The 15,540-nt window shown below is 69.1% G+C and carries 14 protein-coding genes and 2 tRNA genes; 7 read left to right on the top strand and 9 right to left on the bottom strand.

Going from position 1 to position 15,540, the window contains the following annotated elements; all coding sequences use genetic code 11:
- The first annotated feature begins 60 nt into the window (after window positions 1–60).
- The 3 genes from ACSZL9_RS05090 to ACSZL9_RS05100 are packed head-to-tail and all read left to right on the top strand — an operon-like array spanning window position 61 to window position 2,529.
- The gene (locus ACSZL9_RS05090; protein WP_446664386.1) at window positions 61–1,404 is read left to right on the top strand and encodes a YncE family protein; all 1,344 of its coding nucleotides are present in this window, start codon (window positions 61–63) and stop codon (window positions 1,402–1,404) included.
- A 59-nt stretch (window positions 1,405–1,463) separates the two neighbouring features.
- Window positions 1,464–2,069 (top strand): GNAT family N-acetyltransferase, encoded by a 606-nt coding sequence (locus tag ACSZL9_RS05095; protein WP_446664387.1) that lies wholly within the window; start codon window positions 1,464–1,466, stop codon window positions 2,067–2,069.
- Between the two features lie 58 nt (window positions 2,070–2,127).
- A complete protein-coding gene (locus ACSZL9_RS05100) occupies window positions 2,128–2,529 on the top strand; it encodes a VOC family protein (RefSeq protein ID WP_446664388.1) in 402 nt (133 codons plus the stop codon).
- Between the two features lie 100 nt (window positions 2,530–2,629).
- Here the strand turns inward: ACSZL9_RS05100 and ettA are convergent, their stop codons facing one another.
- The 7 genes from ettA to ACSZL9_RS05135 all read right to left on the bottom strand — a co-directional run bounded on the left by ettA (window position 2,630) and on the right by ACSZL9_RS05135 (window position 10,530).
- The gene (gene ettA / locus ACSZL9_RS05105) at window positions 2,630–4,312 is read right to left on the bottom strand and encodes an energy-dependent translational throttle protein EttA (RefSeq protein WP_446664389.1); all 1,683 of its coding nucleotides are present in this window, start codon (window positions 4,310–4,312) and stop codon (window positions 2,630–2,632) included.
- A gap of 117 nt (window positions 4,313–4,429) precedes the next feature.
- Entirely contained in the window at window positions 4,430–5,026 is a 597-nt protein-coding gene (locus ACSZL9_RS05110; protein WP_446664390.1) for a single-stranded DNA-binding protein, read from the bottom strand.
- 138 nt (window positions 5,027–5,164) lie between these two features.
- Window positions 5,165–6,811, bottom strand: coding sequence for a GTPase (locus ACSZL9_RS05115; RefSeq protein WP_446664391.1), 1,647 nt, complete (start codon window positions 6,809–6,811; stop codon window positions 5,165–5,167).
- Window positions 6,808–8,517 (bottom strand): dynamin family protein, encoded by a 1,710-nt coding sequence (locus tag ACSZL9_RS05120; RefSeq protein ID WP_446664392.1) that lies wholly within the window; start codon window positions 8,515–8,517, stop codon window positions 6,808–6,810. The genes ACSZL9_RS05115 and ACSZL9_RS05120 overlap by 4 nt, the downstream gene beginning before the upstream one ends.
- A gap of 73 nt (window positions 8,518–8,590) precedes the next feature.
- Window positions 8,591–8,664 (bottom strand) — tRNA-Arg (locus ACSZL9_RS05125).
- 29 nt (window positions 8,665–8,693) lie between these two features.
- Window positions 8,694–9,362 (bottom strand): phosphoribosyltransferase, encoded by a 669-nt coding sequence (locus tag ACSZL9_RS05130; protein ID WP_446664393.1) that lies wholly within the window; start codon window positions 9,360–9,362, stop codon window positions 8,694–8,696.
- A gap of 13 nt (window positions 9,363–9,375) precedes the next feature.
- On the bottom strand, window positions 9,376–10,530 hold the full coding sequence (locus tag ACSZL9_RS05135) for a PrsW family intramembrane metalloprotease (protein WP_446664394.1): 1,155 nt from the start codon (window positions 10,528–10,530) through the stop codon (window positions 9,376–9,378).
- An 83-nt stretch (window positions 10,531–10,613) separates the two neighbouring features.
- On the opposite strand from ACSZL9_RS05135, the gene orn reads away from it, so the two are divergent.
- From orn to ACSZL9_RS05150, 3 genes are all read left to right on the top strand, one after another.
- The gene (orn, locus tag ACSZL9_RS05140; RefSeq protein ID WP_446664395.1) at window positions 10,614–11,231 is read left to right on the top strand and encodes an oligoribonuclease; all 618 of its coding nucleotides are present in this window, start codon (window positions 10,614–10,616) and stop codon (window positions 11,229–11,231) included.
- A 136-nt stretch (window positions 11,232–11,367) separates the two neighbouring features.
- Window positions 11,368–11,443: transfer RNA gene (locus tag ACSZL9_RS05145), tRNA-His, on the top strand.
- A 238-nt stretch (window positions 11,444–11,681) separates the two neighbouring features.
- Window positions 11,682–12,374, top strand: coding sequence for an ion channel (locus ACSZL9_RS05150; protein ID WP_446664396.1), 693 nt, complete (start codon window positions 11,682–11,684; stop codon window positions 12,372–12,374).
- On the opposite strand, the gene ACSZL9_RS05155 is transcribed toward ACSZL9_RS05150, so the two are convergent.
- Both ACSZL9_RS05155 and ACSZL9_RS05160 read right to left on the bottom strand, forming a co-directional pair.
- Window positions 12,375–13,274: a sucrase ferredoxin gene (locus ACSZL9_RS05155; RefSeq protein ID WP_446664397.1), complete on the bottom strand. Its 900-nt coding sequence runs from the start codon at window positions 13,272–13,274 to the stop codon at window positions 12,375–12,377. It lies immediately after the preceding gene.
- A complete protein-coding gene (locus ACSZL9_RS05160) occupies window positions 13,271–14,476 on the bottom strand; it encodes a cupin domain-containing protein (protein WP_446664398.1) in 1,206 nt (401 codons plus the stop codon). The genes ACSZL9_RS05155 and ACSZL9_RS05160 overlap by 4 nt, the downstream gene beginning before the upstream one ends.
- Between ACSZL9_RS05160 and ACSZL9_RS05165 the strand changes: the two genes are divergently transcribed.
- Entirely contained in the window at window positions 14,467–15,537 is a 1,071-nt protein-coding gene (locus ACSZL9_RS05165; RefSeq protein ID WP_446664399.1) for a hypothetical protein, read from the top strand. The two genes, ACSZL9_RS05160 and ACSZL9_RS05165, sit on opposite strands and share 10 nt — an antisense overlap.
- Window positions 15,538–15,540: the final 3 nt, after the last annotated feature.

Genomic DNA, 15,540 nt, shown 5'->3' on the forward strand with positions numbered 1-15,540 from the left:
CTGCGCGGCACGCCGCTTATAAGTAGGAAATCCGGGCGATCGCACCATACGCTCGACCGCATGGGTGAGCGGACCCACTGGAAGCAGGGGCAGATCTACGTCCGGCGCAGGCGCATCGCGGTTGCGCTTGCGGCGTTGCTGTGTCTCGTGCTGGTGACAGCCGCGATCGGGCTGTGGCAGACGGTGAAGCCGGACGGTGCGACGGCGCAGGGCCTGGCGACATTCAGCCCGGGCGCCCCGACAGCGACGGCGCCGCACAACACTCCGTCTCCGAAGAAGGTCCCGCAGCAGGGGCGATCGGACCAGACCCGCCTGCAGCAGATCGACCGCTTCACCGGCGGCATCACGCCCAAGTCGGTCGACGCGAGCGGGCACGGCCTGGTGCTGGCCAACAACATGATCTACAGCCACTCGATCACCGTCTACGACAGCACCACCCACAAGCTGGTCAAGCGGCTCTCGGACGCTGTCGACCTGTCGAAGTTCGGCTTCCCCAAGCACAAGGGCATCTCCAAGGGCGGCCCGGTGGAAGCGGCGTGGACCAAGGACGCCAAATACGCCTACGTGTCCAACTACGTGATGTCCGGTCCGGGTTTCAAGGGTTCGGCACAGGACGAGTGCTCGCCCAAGAGCGGCTACGACCGCGGGTTCGTCTATCGCTACAACGCTGAGCGGCAGGACTGGGATCAGGCGATCGAGGTCGGCGCAGTGCCAAAGTTCGTGGCGATCACCCCCGACCAGAAGAAGGTCGTGATCAGCAACTGGTGTGACTTCACGATCAGCATCATCGACCGTGCGAAGGCCAAGGAGGTCAAGACGATCAAGCTGGCCGCACAACCGCGCGGCATCGTGATCATGCCCGACAACAAGACGGCATACGTCGCGGCGATGTACGGCAACAAGGTCTTCCGCGTCAACCTCGACACCGGCGAGCACCACGTGATCATGGAGGTCAACCGGCCGCGGCACCTCGTGCTGTCACCGGACAGCAAGACGCTCTACCTCGCCGCGAGCGGCACCAACCGCGTCTACAAGATCGACACGAGCACGGACAAGGTTGTCTCCCAGGTGATTTCGGGGCCTGAGCCGCGCAGCATGGCCATCTCCGAGGACGGCACTGCGCTGTATGTCGTCAACTACTTCGGCAAGTCGGCGAGCAAGATCACCACGGCCGATATGAAGGTCGTCCAGCGCGTCCCGACCGACCCCGCTCCCATCGGCATCACGTATGACGACGCCACTCACCAGGTCTGGGTGGCCTGCTACGGCGGCAGCATGCTGATCTTCGACGACACGAAATCCGGCGACACGGAACCCGGCGACACGAGCTCGCCGACGGGTCCTGCGTCGGGTGGCGCGTCCGCACCGTCGTCCATGCCGACGGCGACAGCGACCGCGGACTGACTTCGCGCCCACCCGCTCCCGCAGCCGCGGCCACGCCATTCGTGTGCTGAGATCGGGGTATGTCGATCCCCCTCCCCCTGACACCGGTCACCCTCACCGGCCGGCTGGTCCGTCTTGAGCCGCTGCATCACGACCACCACGATCGGCTCGTCGAGGCAGCCTCGGACGGGGAACTGTGGGACCGGTGGTACACCTCGGTCCCGCGACCAGAGGGCATGCGGGCTGAGATCGACCGGCGGCTCACCCTGCAGGAGGCCGGCACGATGCTGCCGTTCACCGCGATCCGGATCGCCGACGAGGCGGTGCTCGGGATGACCACGTTCATGGACATCGTGCCGTCGGTCCCCCGCGTGGAGATCGGCTCCACCTGGAATCGCGAATCGACCCACGGCACCGGCACCAACCCCGAGAGCAAGCTGCTGCTGATGACGCACGCGTTCGAGACCTGGCAAGTCGAGGCGGTCCGCTTCCGCACACACAAGATGAACCTGCAGTCCCGCACTGCGATCGAGCGGCTCGGCGCCGAACTCGAGGGCATCCTGCGCGCCGATTCGATGGACACGTATGGCGTCGTGCGTGACACGGCGCAATACAGCATCGTCGCCCGCACCTGGCCGATGGTGAAGGCCAATCTGCGGCACCGGCTGCGGCACCGCGTGGGTTGAGCTCCCGCACCGCAAATGACGTTGCCCGCTGTCGGTACCAGCCGCAACGATGTGCGCTATGACTTCACGAGCCGCGAATTTCTGTTTCGACGCCGCCGACCCCTACGCGCAGACGATGTGGTGGAGCCAGGTCCTGGGTGACTACCAGCTCGAGGAGGACGACCCGCCACGCCCCGGTGACGAGGAGGCCGGGCTGATCGGCCCGAACGACACCTTCCTGCTCTTCCTGAAGGTCCCCGAGCCCAAGACGGTCAAGAACCGCATGCACTTCTGCCTGCGCTCCACCGACCTGACCCGCGACGAGGAGGTCGATCGCATTGTCGGGCTCGGCGCGACGATGGTTGACGACCGCCGCAAGCCGGACCGCGGCTGGGCCGTGCTCGCCGACCCCGAGGGCAACGAGTTCTGCGTGCTGATGTCCGACGCCGAGCTCGCTGCCCGCGAGACCGCCAACGCCTGAGCCGCGCCCCCTCTCGGGCCGAACCGCCGTTTGCCGACAGGCAACGCGAAGGGCCGGGTCCACGAATGGACCCGGCCCTTCGACGTGCAGTGGTGCGCGGTCAGTCGCGCGTCAGGCGACGGTGCGTCACGCGGTGCGGGCGGGCGGCTTCGACGCCGAGCCGCTCGATCTTGTTCTCCTCGTATGACGCGTAGTTGCCCTCGAACCAATACCAATTGGCCGGGTTCTCGTCGGTGCCCTCGTAGGCCAGGATGTGTGTCGCAACCCGGTCCAGGAACCACCGGTCGTGGCTGATGACCACTGCACAGCCGGGGAACTCCAGCAGGGCGTTCTCCAGCGAGCCGAGGGTTTCGACGTCGAGGTCGTTGGTGGGCTCGTCGAGCAACAGCAGGTTGCCGCCCTGCTTCAGGGTGAGCGCCAGGTTGAGCCGGTTGCGCTCACCGCCGGAGAGCACGCCGGACTTCTTCTGCTGGTCCGGGCCCTTGAAGCCGAACTGTGAAACGTAGGCGCGCGAGGGGATCTCGACCTGGCCGACCTGGATGTGGTCGAGCCCGTCGGAGACGACCTCCCAGACGTTCTTCTCCGAGTCGATGCCGCCGCGACCCTGGTCGACATACGAGATCTCGACGGTCTCGCCGACCTTGACCGAGCCCTCGTCGGGCTCCTCCAGGCCGACGATGGTCTTGAAGAGTGTGGTCTTGCCGACACCGTTGGGGCCGATGACGCCGACGATGCCGTTGCGCGGCAGGGTGAACGACAACCCGTCGATCAGCACGCGGTCGCCGAAGCCCTTCTTGAGGTCCTTGACCTCGATGACCTGGGCACCCAGGCGCGGGCCCGGCGGGATCTGGATCTCCTCGAAGTCCAGCTTCTTGGTGCGCTCCGCCTCGGCAGCCATCTCCTCGTAGCGGGCCAGACGCGACTTGCTCTTGGTCTGGCGTGCCTTGGCGTTGGACCGCACCCACTCCAGCTCGGACTTCAGCCGCTTGGCCAGCTTGGCGTCCTTCTTGCCCTGGACCTGCAGGCGCTCCTGCTTCTTCTCCAGGTAGGTGGAGTAGTTGCCTTCGTAGGGGTAGAGCCGACCGCGGTCGACCTCACAGATCCAGCCGGCTACGTGGTCGAGGAAGTAGCGATCGTGCGTCACGGCGAGCACGGCGCCGGGGTATGACGCCAGGTGCTGCTCGAGCCAGTTGACCGACTCGGCGTCCAGGTGGTTGGTCGGCTCGTCGAGAAGCAGCAGGTCGGGCTTGGACAGCAGCAGCTTGCACAGCGCGACACGGCGGCGCTCACCACCGGACAGCACGGTGACGTCGGCGTCTCCGGGCGGGCACTGCAGCGCGTCCATCGCCTGCTCCAGCTGGGAGTCGAGGTCCCAGGCGTCGGCGGCGTCGATCTTCTCCTGCAGCTTGCCCATCTCGGCCATCAACGCGTCGAAGTCGGCGTCCGGCTGGGACATCTCCTCGGAGATCGCGTTGAAGCGGTCGAGGTCGGCCTTGATCTGCCCGAGGCCTTCCTCGACGTTGCCGCGAACGTCCTTCTCGTCGTTGAGCGGCGGCTCCTGTAGCAGGATCCCCACGCTGTAGCCGGGCGACAGGCGGGCCTCGCCGTTGGACGGCTGGTCTAGGCCGGCCATGATCTTCAGGATCGTGGACTTGCCGGCGCCGTTGGGCCCGACGACGCCGATCTTGGCGCCTGGGTAGAAGGACATGCTGACGTCATCGAGGATCAGTTTGTCCCCGACAGCCTTGCGCGCCTTGGTCATGGTGTAGATGAACTCGGGCATGCGCATCAGGCTATCGGGGCGATGCCGTGCCACCGAAATCGTGGTCCGTGGTGGGCCCGCGCGGCGCGGTCATCCGGTCCTCGACCCGTCGGGACGCAACGCGCTGCGAAGGGCCGATCAGCTCGCTTGCTGGTCGACCAACGGCCCCGTGGATGCAGGCTGGTCCGCGTTGCTCGCCTCGGCGAAGTCGGGCTCCTGTTGCGAGGCGTCGCCGCCCGCTCCGGCGAAGTCGGGTGCCGGCGCCGAGCCGTCGGCCGCATTGCCCCACGGGTCGTGGGCCGGCGCGGTCACGTCCGCATGCCAGCTGGGGCGCGCGCCGGACCCCGACCCGAAGCCACCTGCGCGCTGGGCCTGTGCCGGGACCTTCTGGTAGGTCGCGATGCCGAACCGCAGGTCGGGGCCGACGTTGTGCGCCTCGATCTCCGGAGCCGACCGGTTCTCCCCCGTGGAGGTCTGCCACTGGCTCATCCGCAGGACGCCGTGGACCAGCACCGGCATGCCCTTCTTCAACGACTGCTGGACGTTGGACCCGACGGCGCGGTAGGCCACGACCTTGTAGAAGGAGCTGCGGCCGTCGACGAAACCGCCGCCGGCCTGATCGCGGTAGAACTCGTTGACCGCCACCCGGAAGGTCGTGAAGTCGCCCTTGGCGCTGCCGATCCGCTCCGGGTCGGCGACCACGTTGCCGCGGATGGTCACGTGTGTCTCGTTCATGTCGAACCCCTTGCCCTCTCGAAGCGACACCCGTCCTTCGCGTGTGCCGCGTGGACCTTCAGGCTGGGCCGGACAACGGCTCCGCGCGAGAGCCATCGGGCCAGGTTGTGGACGGTCTCGGGGGATGTGGACGGTCGCTCAGCGGGCCGCGGCAGTCAGTGACTCCCGGGTCTGCCGGTGCGCGTCGAGCACCCGGGCCACCGGGTTGACGATCTGCTCCATGCCGACCGTCGCGATCGCCGACCGTAGCCGGGCACGGACCCGCTCTGCTCGACGTTGCGCCCCACGCGCGGCGGCCCAGCGGGACAACAGCGCCAGCAGCAGACCCGCGAGAAGCCCGAAAACGAGCAACAGCAACGGGATCGGCAGTCCGATCCACTTCGGCGAGGACGCGTCCACGTGGAGCGTGCCGAGTGCGATCAGCAGGGCGAGCCACGCCAGTCCGGCGATGGCGATCGCCGCGAACACCCACTGCAGCACCGACACCACGGACCACCAGGCCGGGCGCTGCTCGTGCAGGTCTGTCCCGATGACCGCTTGGTCCAAGGTGTCGTGCAGGTGTTCGTCCGCAGGCGTCGCGGCTTCCTGCGCCGCTTCCGCCCACAGCGCCGGCAACCCCTCGGCCGCGCGCCGACCGAGCTTGCGGGTCGCGACATCGACGGCCGCCCGGGCAGCCGGGCCCGCCGGTGGCAACGAGGACCGGCCCAGCGCGAGTTTGGCGCCCGAGCGGTTCATCGTGTGCGCCTCGTCCAGCCGCAGCCGGCGCAACGGCTCCGGGCGCAACCGGTGGACCCACCGGGTGAACGGCCAGCCACCGTGGTGCTCGGCCTGTCGCTGGTAGTCGCGGCGCACCGCGTCGACGACTGCCGGCACACCGGCCGCGCGACAGAGCGCATCGGTCAGCTCGGAGTCGTCCTGAACACTGAGGTTGGCCTCCGTCGCTGCCACACCACTGCTCAGCGCCGTGGCAGCACCCCGGACGTCGGCGAGCAGCCGCTGCTCGGCGGCATTGCGCTCGTGCACGACCGAGCCGATGGTGCCGGCCAGGTCGTCGACGCCGAATCCGCGCACGGCCGAGGTCGGCAGCACCGGCACATCGGCCAGCCCGTCGGCGGCGAGCAACCGTTGCAGGTCCTCCACACACTCGGAGATCTGCGCCCGGTCCAGCCGGTCGATCTGGTTGAGCACCACCAGGGAGACCGCGGAGTGACCGGACAGGCGCTTGACGTAGTCGTCGTGCAGCACGGCGTCGGCATACTTCTGCGGGTCGGTGACCCAGATGAAGACGTCGGCGAGCTCGAGCACCCGGTCCGCCTCGGCGCGGTGCTGCGCGACCCGTGAGTCGAAGTCCGGCAGGTCCAGCAACACCAGCCCGTCGAGGCTCTCCGCGCGTCGGGTCGTCGGCGGCACCTGATGCCGCGTGCCGACCCCGAGCCAGTCGAGCAGCTCGCCGCTGGGCTCGTCGCCCCACATGGCAGCCGTGGGCACGGACGTCGTCGGCCGGCGAGCGCCGATCCGCGAAACCGGCTCTGCCACAAGCGCGTTGAACAAGCTCGACTTGCCACTGCCGGTCGCGCCCGCCAGGACGACAACCGTGCGTCCGCCGACGATCTGCTGACGTGCGGGGATCTTCTGCAGCACCTGCTGCGCGTGCGTCACGTCGTCAGTGGGCAACTGCTCCCCGCCGACGCGCAGCGCCTCCCCGAGTGCCTCGGCACGTGCAGTCACGTCCGCCCAACCGACCTTCTGCTCCGGCTTCCTGCCCTGCCCGGTGTCGCTCCTCATCGCGCCGCCCGGACCTGGTCGATCGCCGTGCGCAGCTGCGCAGCCGTGCCCTCGGCGGAGGTCGTCGCGGTCACCACGTCGTCGAAGCGGGTGCGTTCGGCGTCATACAACTCCTCGGTGCGGGTCAACAACTGAGTGCGGGCCTTGGCCGCCAGAGTGCGCACGGCCTGGTCGCCGAAAACGGCCTCCAACAAGCGTTGCGCAAGGATCGCCGAGCCGCCGGCGATGCCGACCTCGGCACCGGTCAGACCGGCCGTCGCGGAGAATACGACCAGCATCAGCAGGACCGCGATGCCGTTGACACCGAAGGCCAGGAAGCGCGCTGTGGTGCGTTTGCCGCCGGCTTCTTCGCGCACCATGGCCAGGACGTCGTCCTGCCATGCACGCACCAGCTTCTCTGACTTCTCGGCGAATCCGTCTGACACAGAAGACAATTCAGGATGCGCCCCGACGAGCTCCGCTCCCCCGGCTGTATGGCGCCACTGCCGCGCGACCGTGATCGCGGCGGTCTCCCCGTGCGCCTGCAGGAGCGCGGCCACCCCGGACTGCAGCGCCGCACCGAGGTCGTCGGCCGGCTGCTGCCGGGCACGAGTGCGCAGCGCGGCACCGACCCGGTCGCGCAGCTTGCTGACACCGGCCTCCAGCTGACGGAAGACCTCGCCGGTGCCGACGAACTCCTGCCAACGGGCCAGCACCTCACCGCGCAGCAACGTGCCGTCTCGCATGCCCTCGGTGACTCCGTCCAACGCCGCGGCATACGCCTCGGCGGCGATCGTGGTCAGCTCCGTGCGCGCTGCGTCCTGCTGCTCCAGGGCCGACTGCAGCATCTGGGCCCGCCCGTCCAGCGAGTCGATCGCGCCCTGCAGCGTGCGCCGGATGACGATGCTGCGCGCGTGCTGATCGGCCGCCAGCGAAGCCAACCAGCCGTTGATCCGCTCGACCTCGACGCCGGGCAGCAGACCGGTGGCGTCCAACTCGGACTCGGCGATCGCGAAGACCGGCGACTGGCCCAGGCCCTGCTCCATCAGCATGGTCGAGAAGTCGGCGCGGACCTCCTCCATGGCGTCCAGCGGCACCCGGTCGAGCACGACGGCCACCGAGGTGCCGCGCTCGATCGCCTGTTGCAAGAGGTTCCACGGCACGGCATCGGCATACCGCATGGCAGTGGTGACGAAGATCCACAGGTCCGCCGCGGACAGCAACTGCCGCGCCAGGTCACGGTTGGCGGACACGACCGAGTCGATGTCGGGTGCGTCGAGCAGCGCGAGCCCCTGCGGCACGTTGCCCGCGACCAGTCGCAGCGTGCCGGGATCGCTGTCCTCCTGCTCGCCGCCGGTCAGCCGCGCGAGCCCGGGCAACACCCGATCGCCAGTGAACCACTCGGCGTCGGCCGGATGGTGGATCAACGTGGACGCACGTGTCGTCGGCCGCAGCACGCCGCTCTTGGTGACCGGCTCGCCGACCAGCGAATTGACCAGCGTCGACTTCCCCGCACCCGTCGACCCGCCGACGACCGCGAGCAGCGGAGCATCCAGCGACTCGACGCGCGGCAGGATGTAGTCGTCCAGTTGCGCGAGCAGCTCGCCGCGCTCGCGCCGTGCCTCGTCGACGTCGGTCAACTGCAGTGGGTATGTCGTCGCCTCGACGCCTCGCCGCAAAGACTGCATCGCGGCCAGCAATCGCGCACCATCGACGTCGTCCGACACACCGACATGATCCAGGGTCGACCGCCGCGACTCAACTTGGCCCGCCGTAAACAACCAGCAAGCCGTCTGTTTGCACCCCCGGCAGGACTCGAACCTGCGACCTAGAGATTAGAAGGCTCTTGCTCTATCCAGCTGAGCTACGGGGGCAAGAGTTGGCAGGTTACCGGACGCCTCGGTCACATCCTGCGCCCACGGAGCAACTCGCGCACCTCGTCGCTTGAGGTCGGGTCGAAGTCGCGGTATGCCGCACCGACGGCGACGAACTCCGCCGGTTGCCACGGGACGACCACCTCATCGACCTGCTCGGCAAGCGCCGCGCAGACGTCCGGCGGCCCGACCGGTGCCGCCACGACAATCCGTGCCGGCCGCTGCTCCTGTATGACGCTCAGGGCCACCCGCATCGACGCGCCCGTCGCGAGGCCGTCATCGATCACCAACACCACGCGATCGCGCACGTCGACAGCAACCCGGCCGCCCCGATAGAGCCGCTCCCGACGCCGCAGCTCGGCGGTCTCACGCTCGAGGACCCGTGCGAAATCGGCCCCGCGGACATGTGCGGAGGCGATCACGGACTCGTTGCGCACGGTGGCGATCCCACCGGCTGCGCCGGCCACCGCGCCCATCGCGACCTCCGGGTGACGGGGTAAACCGAGCTTGCGGACCACGAAGGCGTCCAGCGGCACCCGCAGCCGGTCGGCGATCACTGCAGCGACGGGCACCCCGCCACGCGGCAGGCCGAGCGCGATCACGTCGCGCCGCCCGGCATACCTCTCCAATGCCGCGGCGAGGGCTGCACCGGCGTCGGCACGGTCGGCATACCGCGATCGTCCGCTCACGCCGCCCATGACCGCACCTCAGCTACCCGATCGTCATCTTCCGGTCGTCGTAATAACGGTAGAGCGCGGAGTCGAGGAAGCGCACGCGCAGCTGCCGCACGATCTCCAGCAGATGCTGCTCGGCGTGCACGGTCTGCGGTCCGGAGTCGCCACGATCCAGCCGAGCACGCACCATCGCCAGCTCGCTCGCGGCGTCCTGCAACTCGCGCATCTCCGCGACCGCTTCGGCACCGCCGTGCCGCTCGGCCCACGCCAGCGCATAGCGGCGCTCCTTGATCGAGGACAGCATCACGACCTCGGGGGTCGACAGCGTCCCGGCGCTCACATAACCGCCGAGCTTGCGGGATATCAGCTTCGCCTCGTGTCGGTGGGCCAGCACGATCAGCGTCAGGAACGCCACGAAGAGCGGCAGCTGCAGCAGCAGGTAGAACATCAGCCATCCGTCGTCGGACAGCACGGCGCCGACATTCCACAAGCAGTGCAGTGCCACCGCGCAACACCATCCGGTCAGCGGTGCGGTCACGCGCTGCCACCGGTGCGGGCTCGTCGCGGCGATGCCGAGCCCGATGCCGGTGCAGACCGTGAACATCGGATGCGCGAAGGGGCTCATCACCACGCGCACGAGGAAGGTCGAGAACAGCCCCTGATCACCAGCGTTCGCATATCCGGCCGCCAGATAGACGATGTCCTCGACCGCGGCGAAGCCTGCGGCGGCGAGACCGGCATACACGATGCCGTCCAGCACACCGTCGATCTCCCGGCGCCGGAAGATCAGCAACAGCAGCGGGCCGAGGCCCTTCATCGTCTCCTCGATGACCGGGGCGAGCCACACCGCGGGCGGGTCGTTGGCGCCGTGCACCGGATCGAGCAGCACCGTGCCCAGGTTGTTCAGCACCGAGGCGCTGAACGTCGCGATGCATGCGCCCCACAGCAGGGCGAAGACCAGCATCCAGGTCGGCTCGCGCTCGAAACGGTCCAGCCACAGGAAGACCGGCACGACGACACCGATGACCACCAGCGACAGGACGAATCCCACCACGGTGGCGACCAGGCCGGACTGATTGTCGATCAGCACCAGCATGCTCAGCCCACCGAGCGTGAACGCGATGGTGGTCAACGCGACCAGCAACCACCTGCGGAGCGTGGGGCGCCGATCGGGACGGGGCGGCGGCAGCACCCGGGCAGAGTATGACGCCGCTGCGCGGCAGACCAACCGAACCTCACGCACCGATACGCGCTTGTGATCCCTACAGTGATCGGGTGAGCGAAGACAAGGCACGCACTGACCGCATCGTCTGGATCGACTGCGAGATGACCGGCTTGAGCCTGACCGACGACGCGCTGATCGAGGTGGCCGTGCTGGTCACCGACTTCGAGCTGAACCAGCTCGGTGACGGCGTCGACGTGCTGATCAAGCCGTCGCAGGAAGCCCTGGACCAGATGAACGACTTCGTCCGGGACATGCACACCCGCAGCGGACTGCTCGACGAGCTCGCCGAGGGGCTGACGATGGACCAGGCCGAGCAACAGGTCATGGACTACGTGCGCGAGTTCGCTCCCGAAGAGGGTAAGTGGCCGCTGGGTGGCAACACCGTCAGCACCGACCGCGGCTTCCTCGCCCGCGACATGCCGACGCTCGAGTCGCACCTGCACTACCGGATCATCGACGTGTCGTCGGTCAAGGAGTTGTCCCGCCGGTGGTACCCGCGGGTCTACTTCAACGCGCCCGCGAAGAACGGCGGGCACCGGGCGCTTGCCGACATACGCGACTCGATCAACGAGCTGCGCTACTACCGGGAGGCCGTTTTCGTGCCGCAGCCCGGCCCGGACAGCAACACCGCCAAGAAGGTCGCGGCGCAGTTCGGCCAGCAGAGTTGACCTCCTGGTGATCCCCGGGTTGACCGGCGCGTTGACGCGCGAGTTGGCCGTCGAACAACCCGGTTAGGAGCACCCCTTCGGAGCAGGTACGATGGTCCGCGCTGCCTCCGGTAGAGATCCGATGGAGACAGTCATGGTGGGTGTAGCTCAGCTGGTAGAGCGTCGCGTTGTGGTCGCGAATGTCGCGGGTTCAAGTCCCGTCACTCACCCCACTCGATGAGAGCCCCCGGTCACGGTTGACCGGGGGTTTCTCTTGTCCTCGGCCGGCGGTATGGCGCGGCGCGCACAACCCGCGACCGTTGAGGCCTATTCACGCGCCGCACCCCACATCCCGCACGCGACCCGCGACCGTTGAGGGTTATGCACGCCCCGCGCTCACCCCAGACCTCTCCCAGCGTGCTGTCGGACAGCCCCGGGCAAACACCCAGCGCTCCCCCACACGATGAGCGGATGCGATCGATGTCTCGATGGGAGCTCGCACTCCTCGTGGCGGCTGCGGCGTTCCTGACCGCCTACGCGATGCCGATCCTGGACACCGGCCTGTCGCCTTCGGCGCGGGCCCTGTGCAACGGCATCGACTGGATCACCTGGGGCATGTTCGTCGCCGACTACGTGGTCGAGTTCCGCAAGTCGAGCAACAAGCCCAGGTGGCTGGTCCGGCACGTCGTCGACTTCGTGGCGCTGCTCCTCGCGATGCTGCACCCGTTGCGACTGTTGCGGATCGTGCCGATGCTGCGCGTGCTCAACCGGATGACGGTGGCGTCGCTGCGCGGGCGGGTGGCGGCATACATCGTGGCTGCGACGTTCCTGGTCGGCTGCACCGCCGCACTCACCTGCCTGGATGTCGAACGCAACGCACCGGGCAGCAACATCCACACCTTCGGCGACGCGGCGTGGTGGACGATCGCCACGATGACGACCGTCGGGTATGGCGACCACTATCCGGTCACCACCGAGGGGCGCTTCATCGGTGCCGCACTGATGGTCTCCGGGATCGCGCTGCTCGGCACGGTGACCGCGACGCTGGCGTCCTGGATCACCGAGCAAGTCAAGCGCGGCGAGGACGACACCCTGCTGCTCGAGATCCGTGCGTTGCGCAAGGAGATCGCGAAACTGCAACGCCAGCAAGAGAATTCGCGATGATCAGGTCTCGGCGACGAACTCCAGCGTCTGGTGCTCGATCGCACGTGTCTCGGCCGGTGCCAAGCAGGTCAACCGCGCCGCCGGCAACGCAACCACCTTCAGTTGCACGTGCACCCGCGAGGGCAGCGGCGCATCGCACGCCAGGGAGACCGACCACGCGTCACCGCTCCGCTTGGTCGCCACCACCCGGATCGCGTGCCGTCCGGCCGGGCCGAAGCGGCGCAACACCTCGGCGACGGCATACTGCTGCGCCGGCTGCAGATCGGCGTAGCCGCGCAGATGATCGGCCGCCACCAGTCCCTCCCGCAACTGCTGGACCACCGTCACCGCGGTCGGCGCGGCGACGTCGCCGAAATAGATGCCGTCCGGGACGACCAGCAGGTTCCCGGCGTAGCGGTCGCCGCCGACATGGCTGCATTCCCAGGTGTTTTCGGGCCAATGCTGACTCAGCGCACCGGCAATCGGACGGCCGCGGATGGCGCAGCATGCGTCGTGTATGCCGTGCGTGCACGCCAAGTAGAGGGGCGGGTGCCCGGTCTCGCCGGGGCGGTCGATGGCGGCGATGATCTCCGCCAGGTCCGACTCCTGCGACCAGGTGCCCCACTCCTGCCGGTGGTCGCCCCGGGCGTCATACCGCAGCACACCCCAGGATCGCGACGCCCGCCGTGGCTGGCGACCATGCCTGCGAATCAACAGGATCCGCATCCCGGCGGTGAGCGCGGCCTGCCGAACGGCATGCTTGAGGTCGTCGGCGAGGTAGAGCTCCGCGAACCCGGCGAAGGGCCACGGCCCCGGGTGCTCGATGACCACCCAGCCGTGCGCGCGGGAGGCTGTGCCCGCCAGTTGATCGTCCCGGCTCCTGGCCTCCGTGGCGCACCGGAACGCTGCCGGGCGGCTCACGACTCGGCGGGAACTGCGACCCCCGCCCGCAGCAACCTCCGGGCCATCTCGACACCGAGATCTCCTGCGGCACAGTGCTTCTCGTCGATGAACCGTTGTATGACGGGAAGCTCGTCCGCCGCGAAGTCGAGCCAGCCGACACGCGAGTGCAGCCGACGGCCGTCGAGGCGAGCCTGCAACCCGTCACGCAGCCCGAGTGCTGATCGTTCGTCCAGTCCGTCGAGCGCGGCCTGTTGCGCCAGCGGCCCGAGTGGGGCGGGACGGCTCTGGCTGTTGCGCAGGCGCCGGAAGGTGGGCGTCGGGTCGGCCAGGTCGAGTGCCTTGAGCAGCTGCTCGCGGACCTCCTCGACGACGTCGTCGGGTCCGTCCACTCCGAGTGGGAGGGACTGCCGGGCCTGCGGGTCCTGCCGCAACCGGTCCAGCGCGTCCTGCATGAGTTGTTCGGCGACGGCGTATCGGGTCCACACGTGCACGCCCAGCGTGAGGTGGATCGACAGCTCGTCCTGCGCCTGCGCGGCGTGCAGCCAGCCGCGCGGTAGGTAGAGGCAGTCGCCCGGCTGCAGCACCGTGTCGATCACCGGCTCGCGGCGCGCCTCTGCGGCGACCTCGGCACGACGGTCGGTCCACGGCTGGGACCGCAACGGCGCCGGGTGCACCGGCTCGTGAATGATCCAGCGCTTGCTGCCCTCGATCTGCAACACGAAGACGTCATGGACGTCGTAGTGGTCGTCGAAACCGCGGTTGGCGCGCGGCGTGATGTAGGCGTTGGCCTGGACCGGGTGGCCGAGCTCGGCGGCCAGCGCCGACGTGAAGGTGCCGATCGGGTCCCAGGTGCGATGCAACGCCTGCAGCACGATCGTGGCCCCGTCGGCGAACTGCCGCCAGACGGTGGTGTCGTTCAGCTGGTCGCCGATCTCGGCGCCGACCCCCGCGGGCGCCGTGAAACTGCCGCTCGGGAGTGTGGCGCCGTTCTTCGCCATACGCAGAAAGGGCGTGCGCAGGCCGCGACGGGAGAGCAACTCGTCGACGGCTGCGGACGAGAAGAGGTCCGAGTAGTCGCCGGCACCGCGGGTCAGCAGCGCGCGCTTGGCCCAGAAGCGTTCGCCGAACTCGTCCCACGGTCGGTCGAGCAGCCGCGCCGAGGCGGCCCCGGCACCGCGAACGGTGTCGGGGCCACCCGGCTCAGCGTGAAATGCACTCAATTGTTGTAGCCCGCTCCGCCGTCGGCTCCACCGTCCTGCACACCCGGCGTACCCGCGGCACCACCGGCGGCCGGGCCCTCCTGGCCCGCACCGCCCTCGGCTCCACCGTCCTGCACACCCGGCGAACCCGCGGCACCACCGTCAGCCGGGCCCTCCGGTCCCGCACCGCCATCGGCTCCACCGGCCTGCACACCCGGCGTACCCGCGGCACCCCCGTCAGCCGGGCCCTCCTGGCCTGCACCGCCATCGGCTCCACCGTCCTGCACACCCGGCGTACCCGCGGCACCACCGTCAGCCGGGCCCTCCTGGCCCGCACCGCCATCGGCTCCACCGTCCTGCACACCCGGCGTACCCGCGGCACCACCGGCGGCCGGGCCCTCCTGGCCCGCACCACCGTCGGCGCCACCGTCCTGCCCACCCGGCGTACCCGCGGCACCACCGTCGGCCGGGCCCGCCTGGCCCGCCCCACCGTCGGCTCCACCGTCCTGCACACCCGGCGGACCCGCGGCACCCCCGTCAGCCGGGCCCTCCTGGCCCGCACCGCCATCGGCTCCCCCGTCCTGCACACCCGGCGGACCCGCGGCACCACCGTCGGCCGGGCCCGCCTGGCCCGCCCCACCGTCGGCTCCACCGTCCTGCACACCCGGCGTACCCGCGGCACCACCGTCGGCCGGGCCCTCCTGGCCCGCACCACCGTCGGCTCCACCGTCCTGCACACCCGGCGTACCCGCGGCACCACCGTCCGCCGGGCCCTCCTGGCCCGCACCACCGTCGGCGCCACCGTCCTGCCCACCCGGCGTACCCGCGGCACCACCGTCAGCCGGGCCCTCCTGGCCCGCACCGCCATCGGCTCCACCGTCCTGCACACCCGGCGTACCCGCGGCACCACCGTCAGCGGGGCCTTCCTGGCCGTAAGGATCCTGCGTGGAATCAGTCATGCGTCCTCCTGCGAATCTCATCGGCCCGTGCGGGCCGTGTGCTGGCGAGCAGAGCTCGCGACGATGCCCGTCAGCATCGCTACGTCCTGTCTACCCCACGAAGCGCGAGGCAAAAAGGGGTAGTGA

The sequence above is a fragment of the Flexivirga sp. B27 genome, assembly GCF_052905685.1.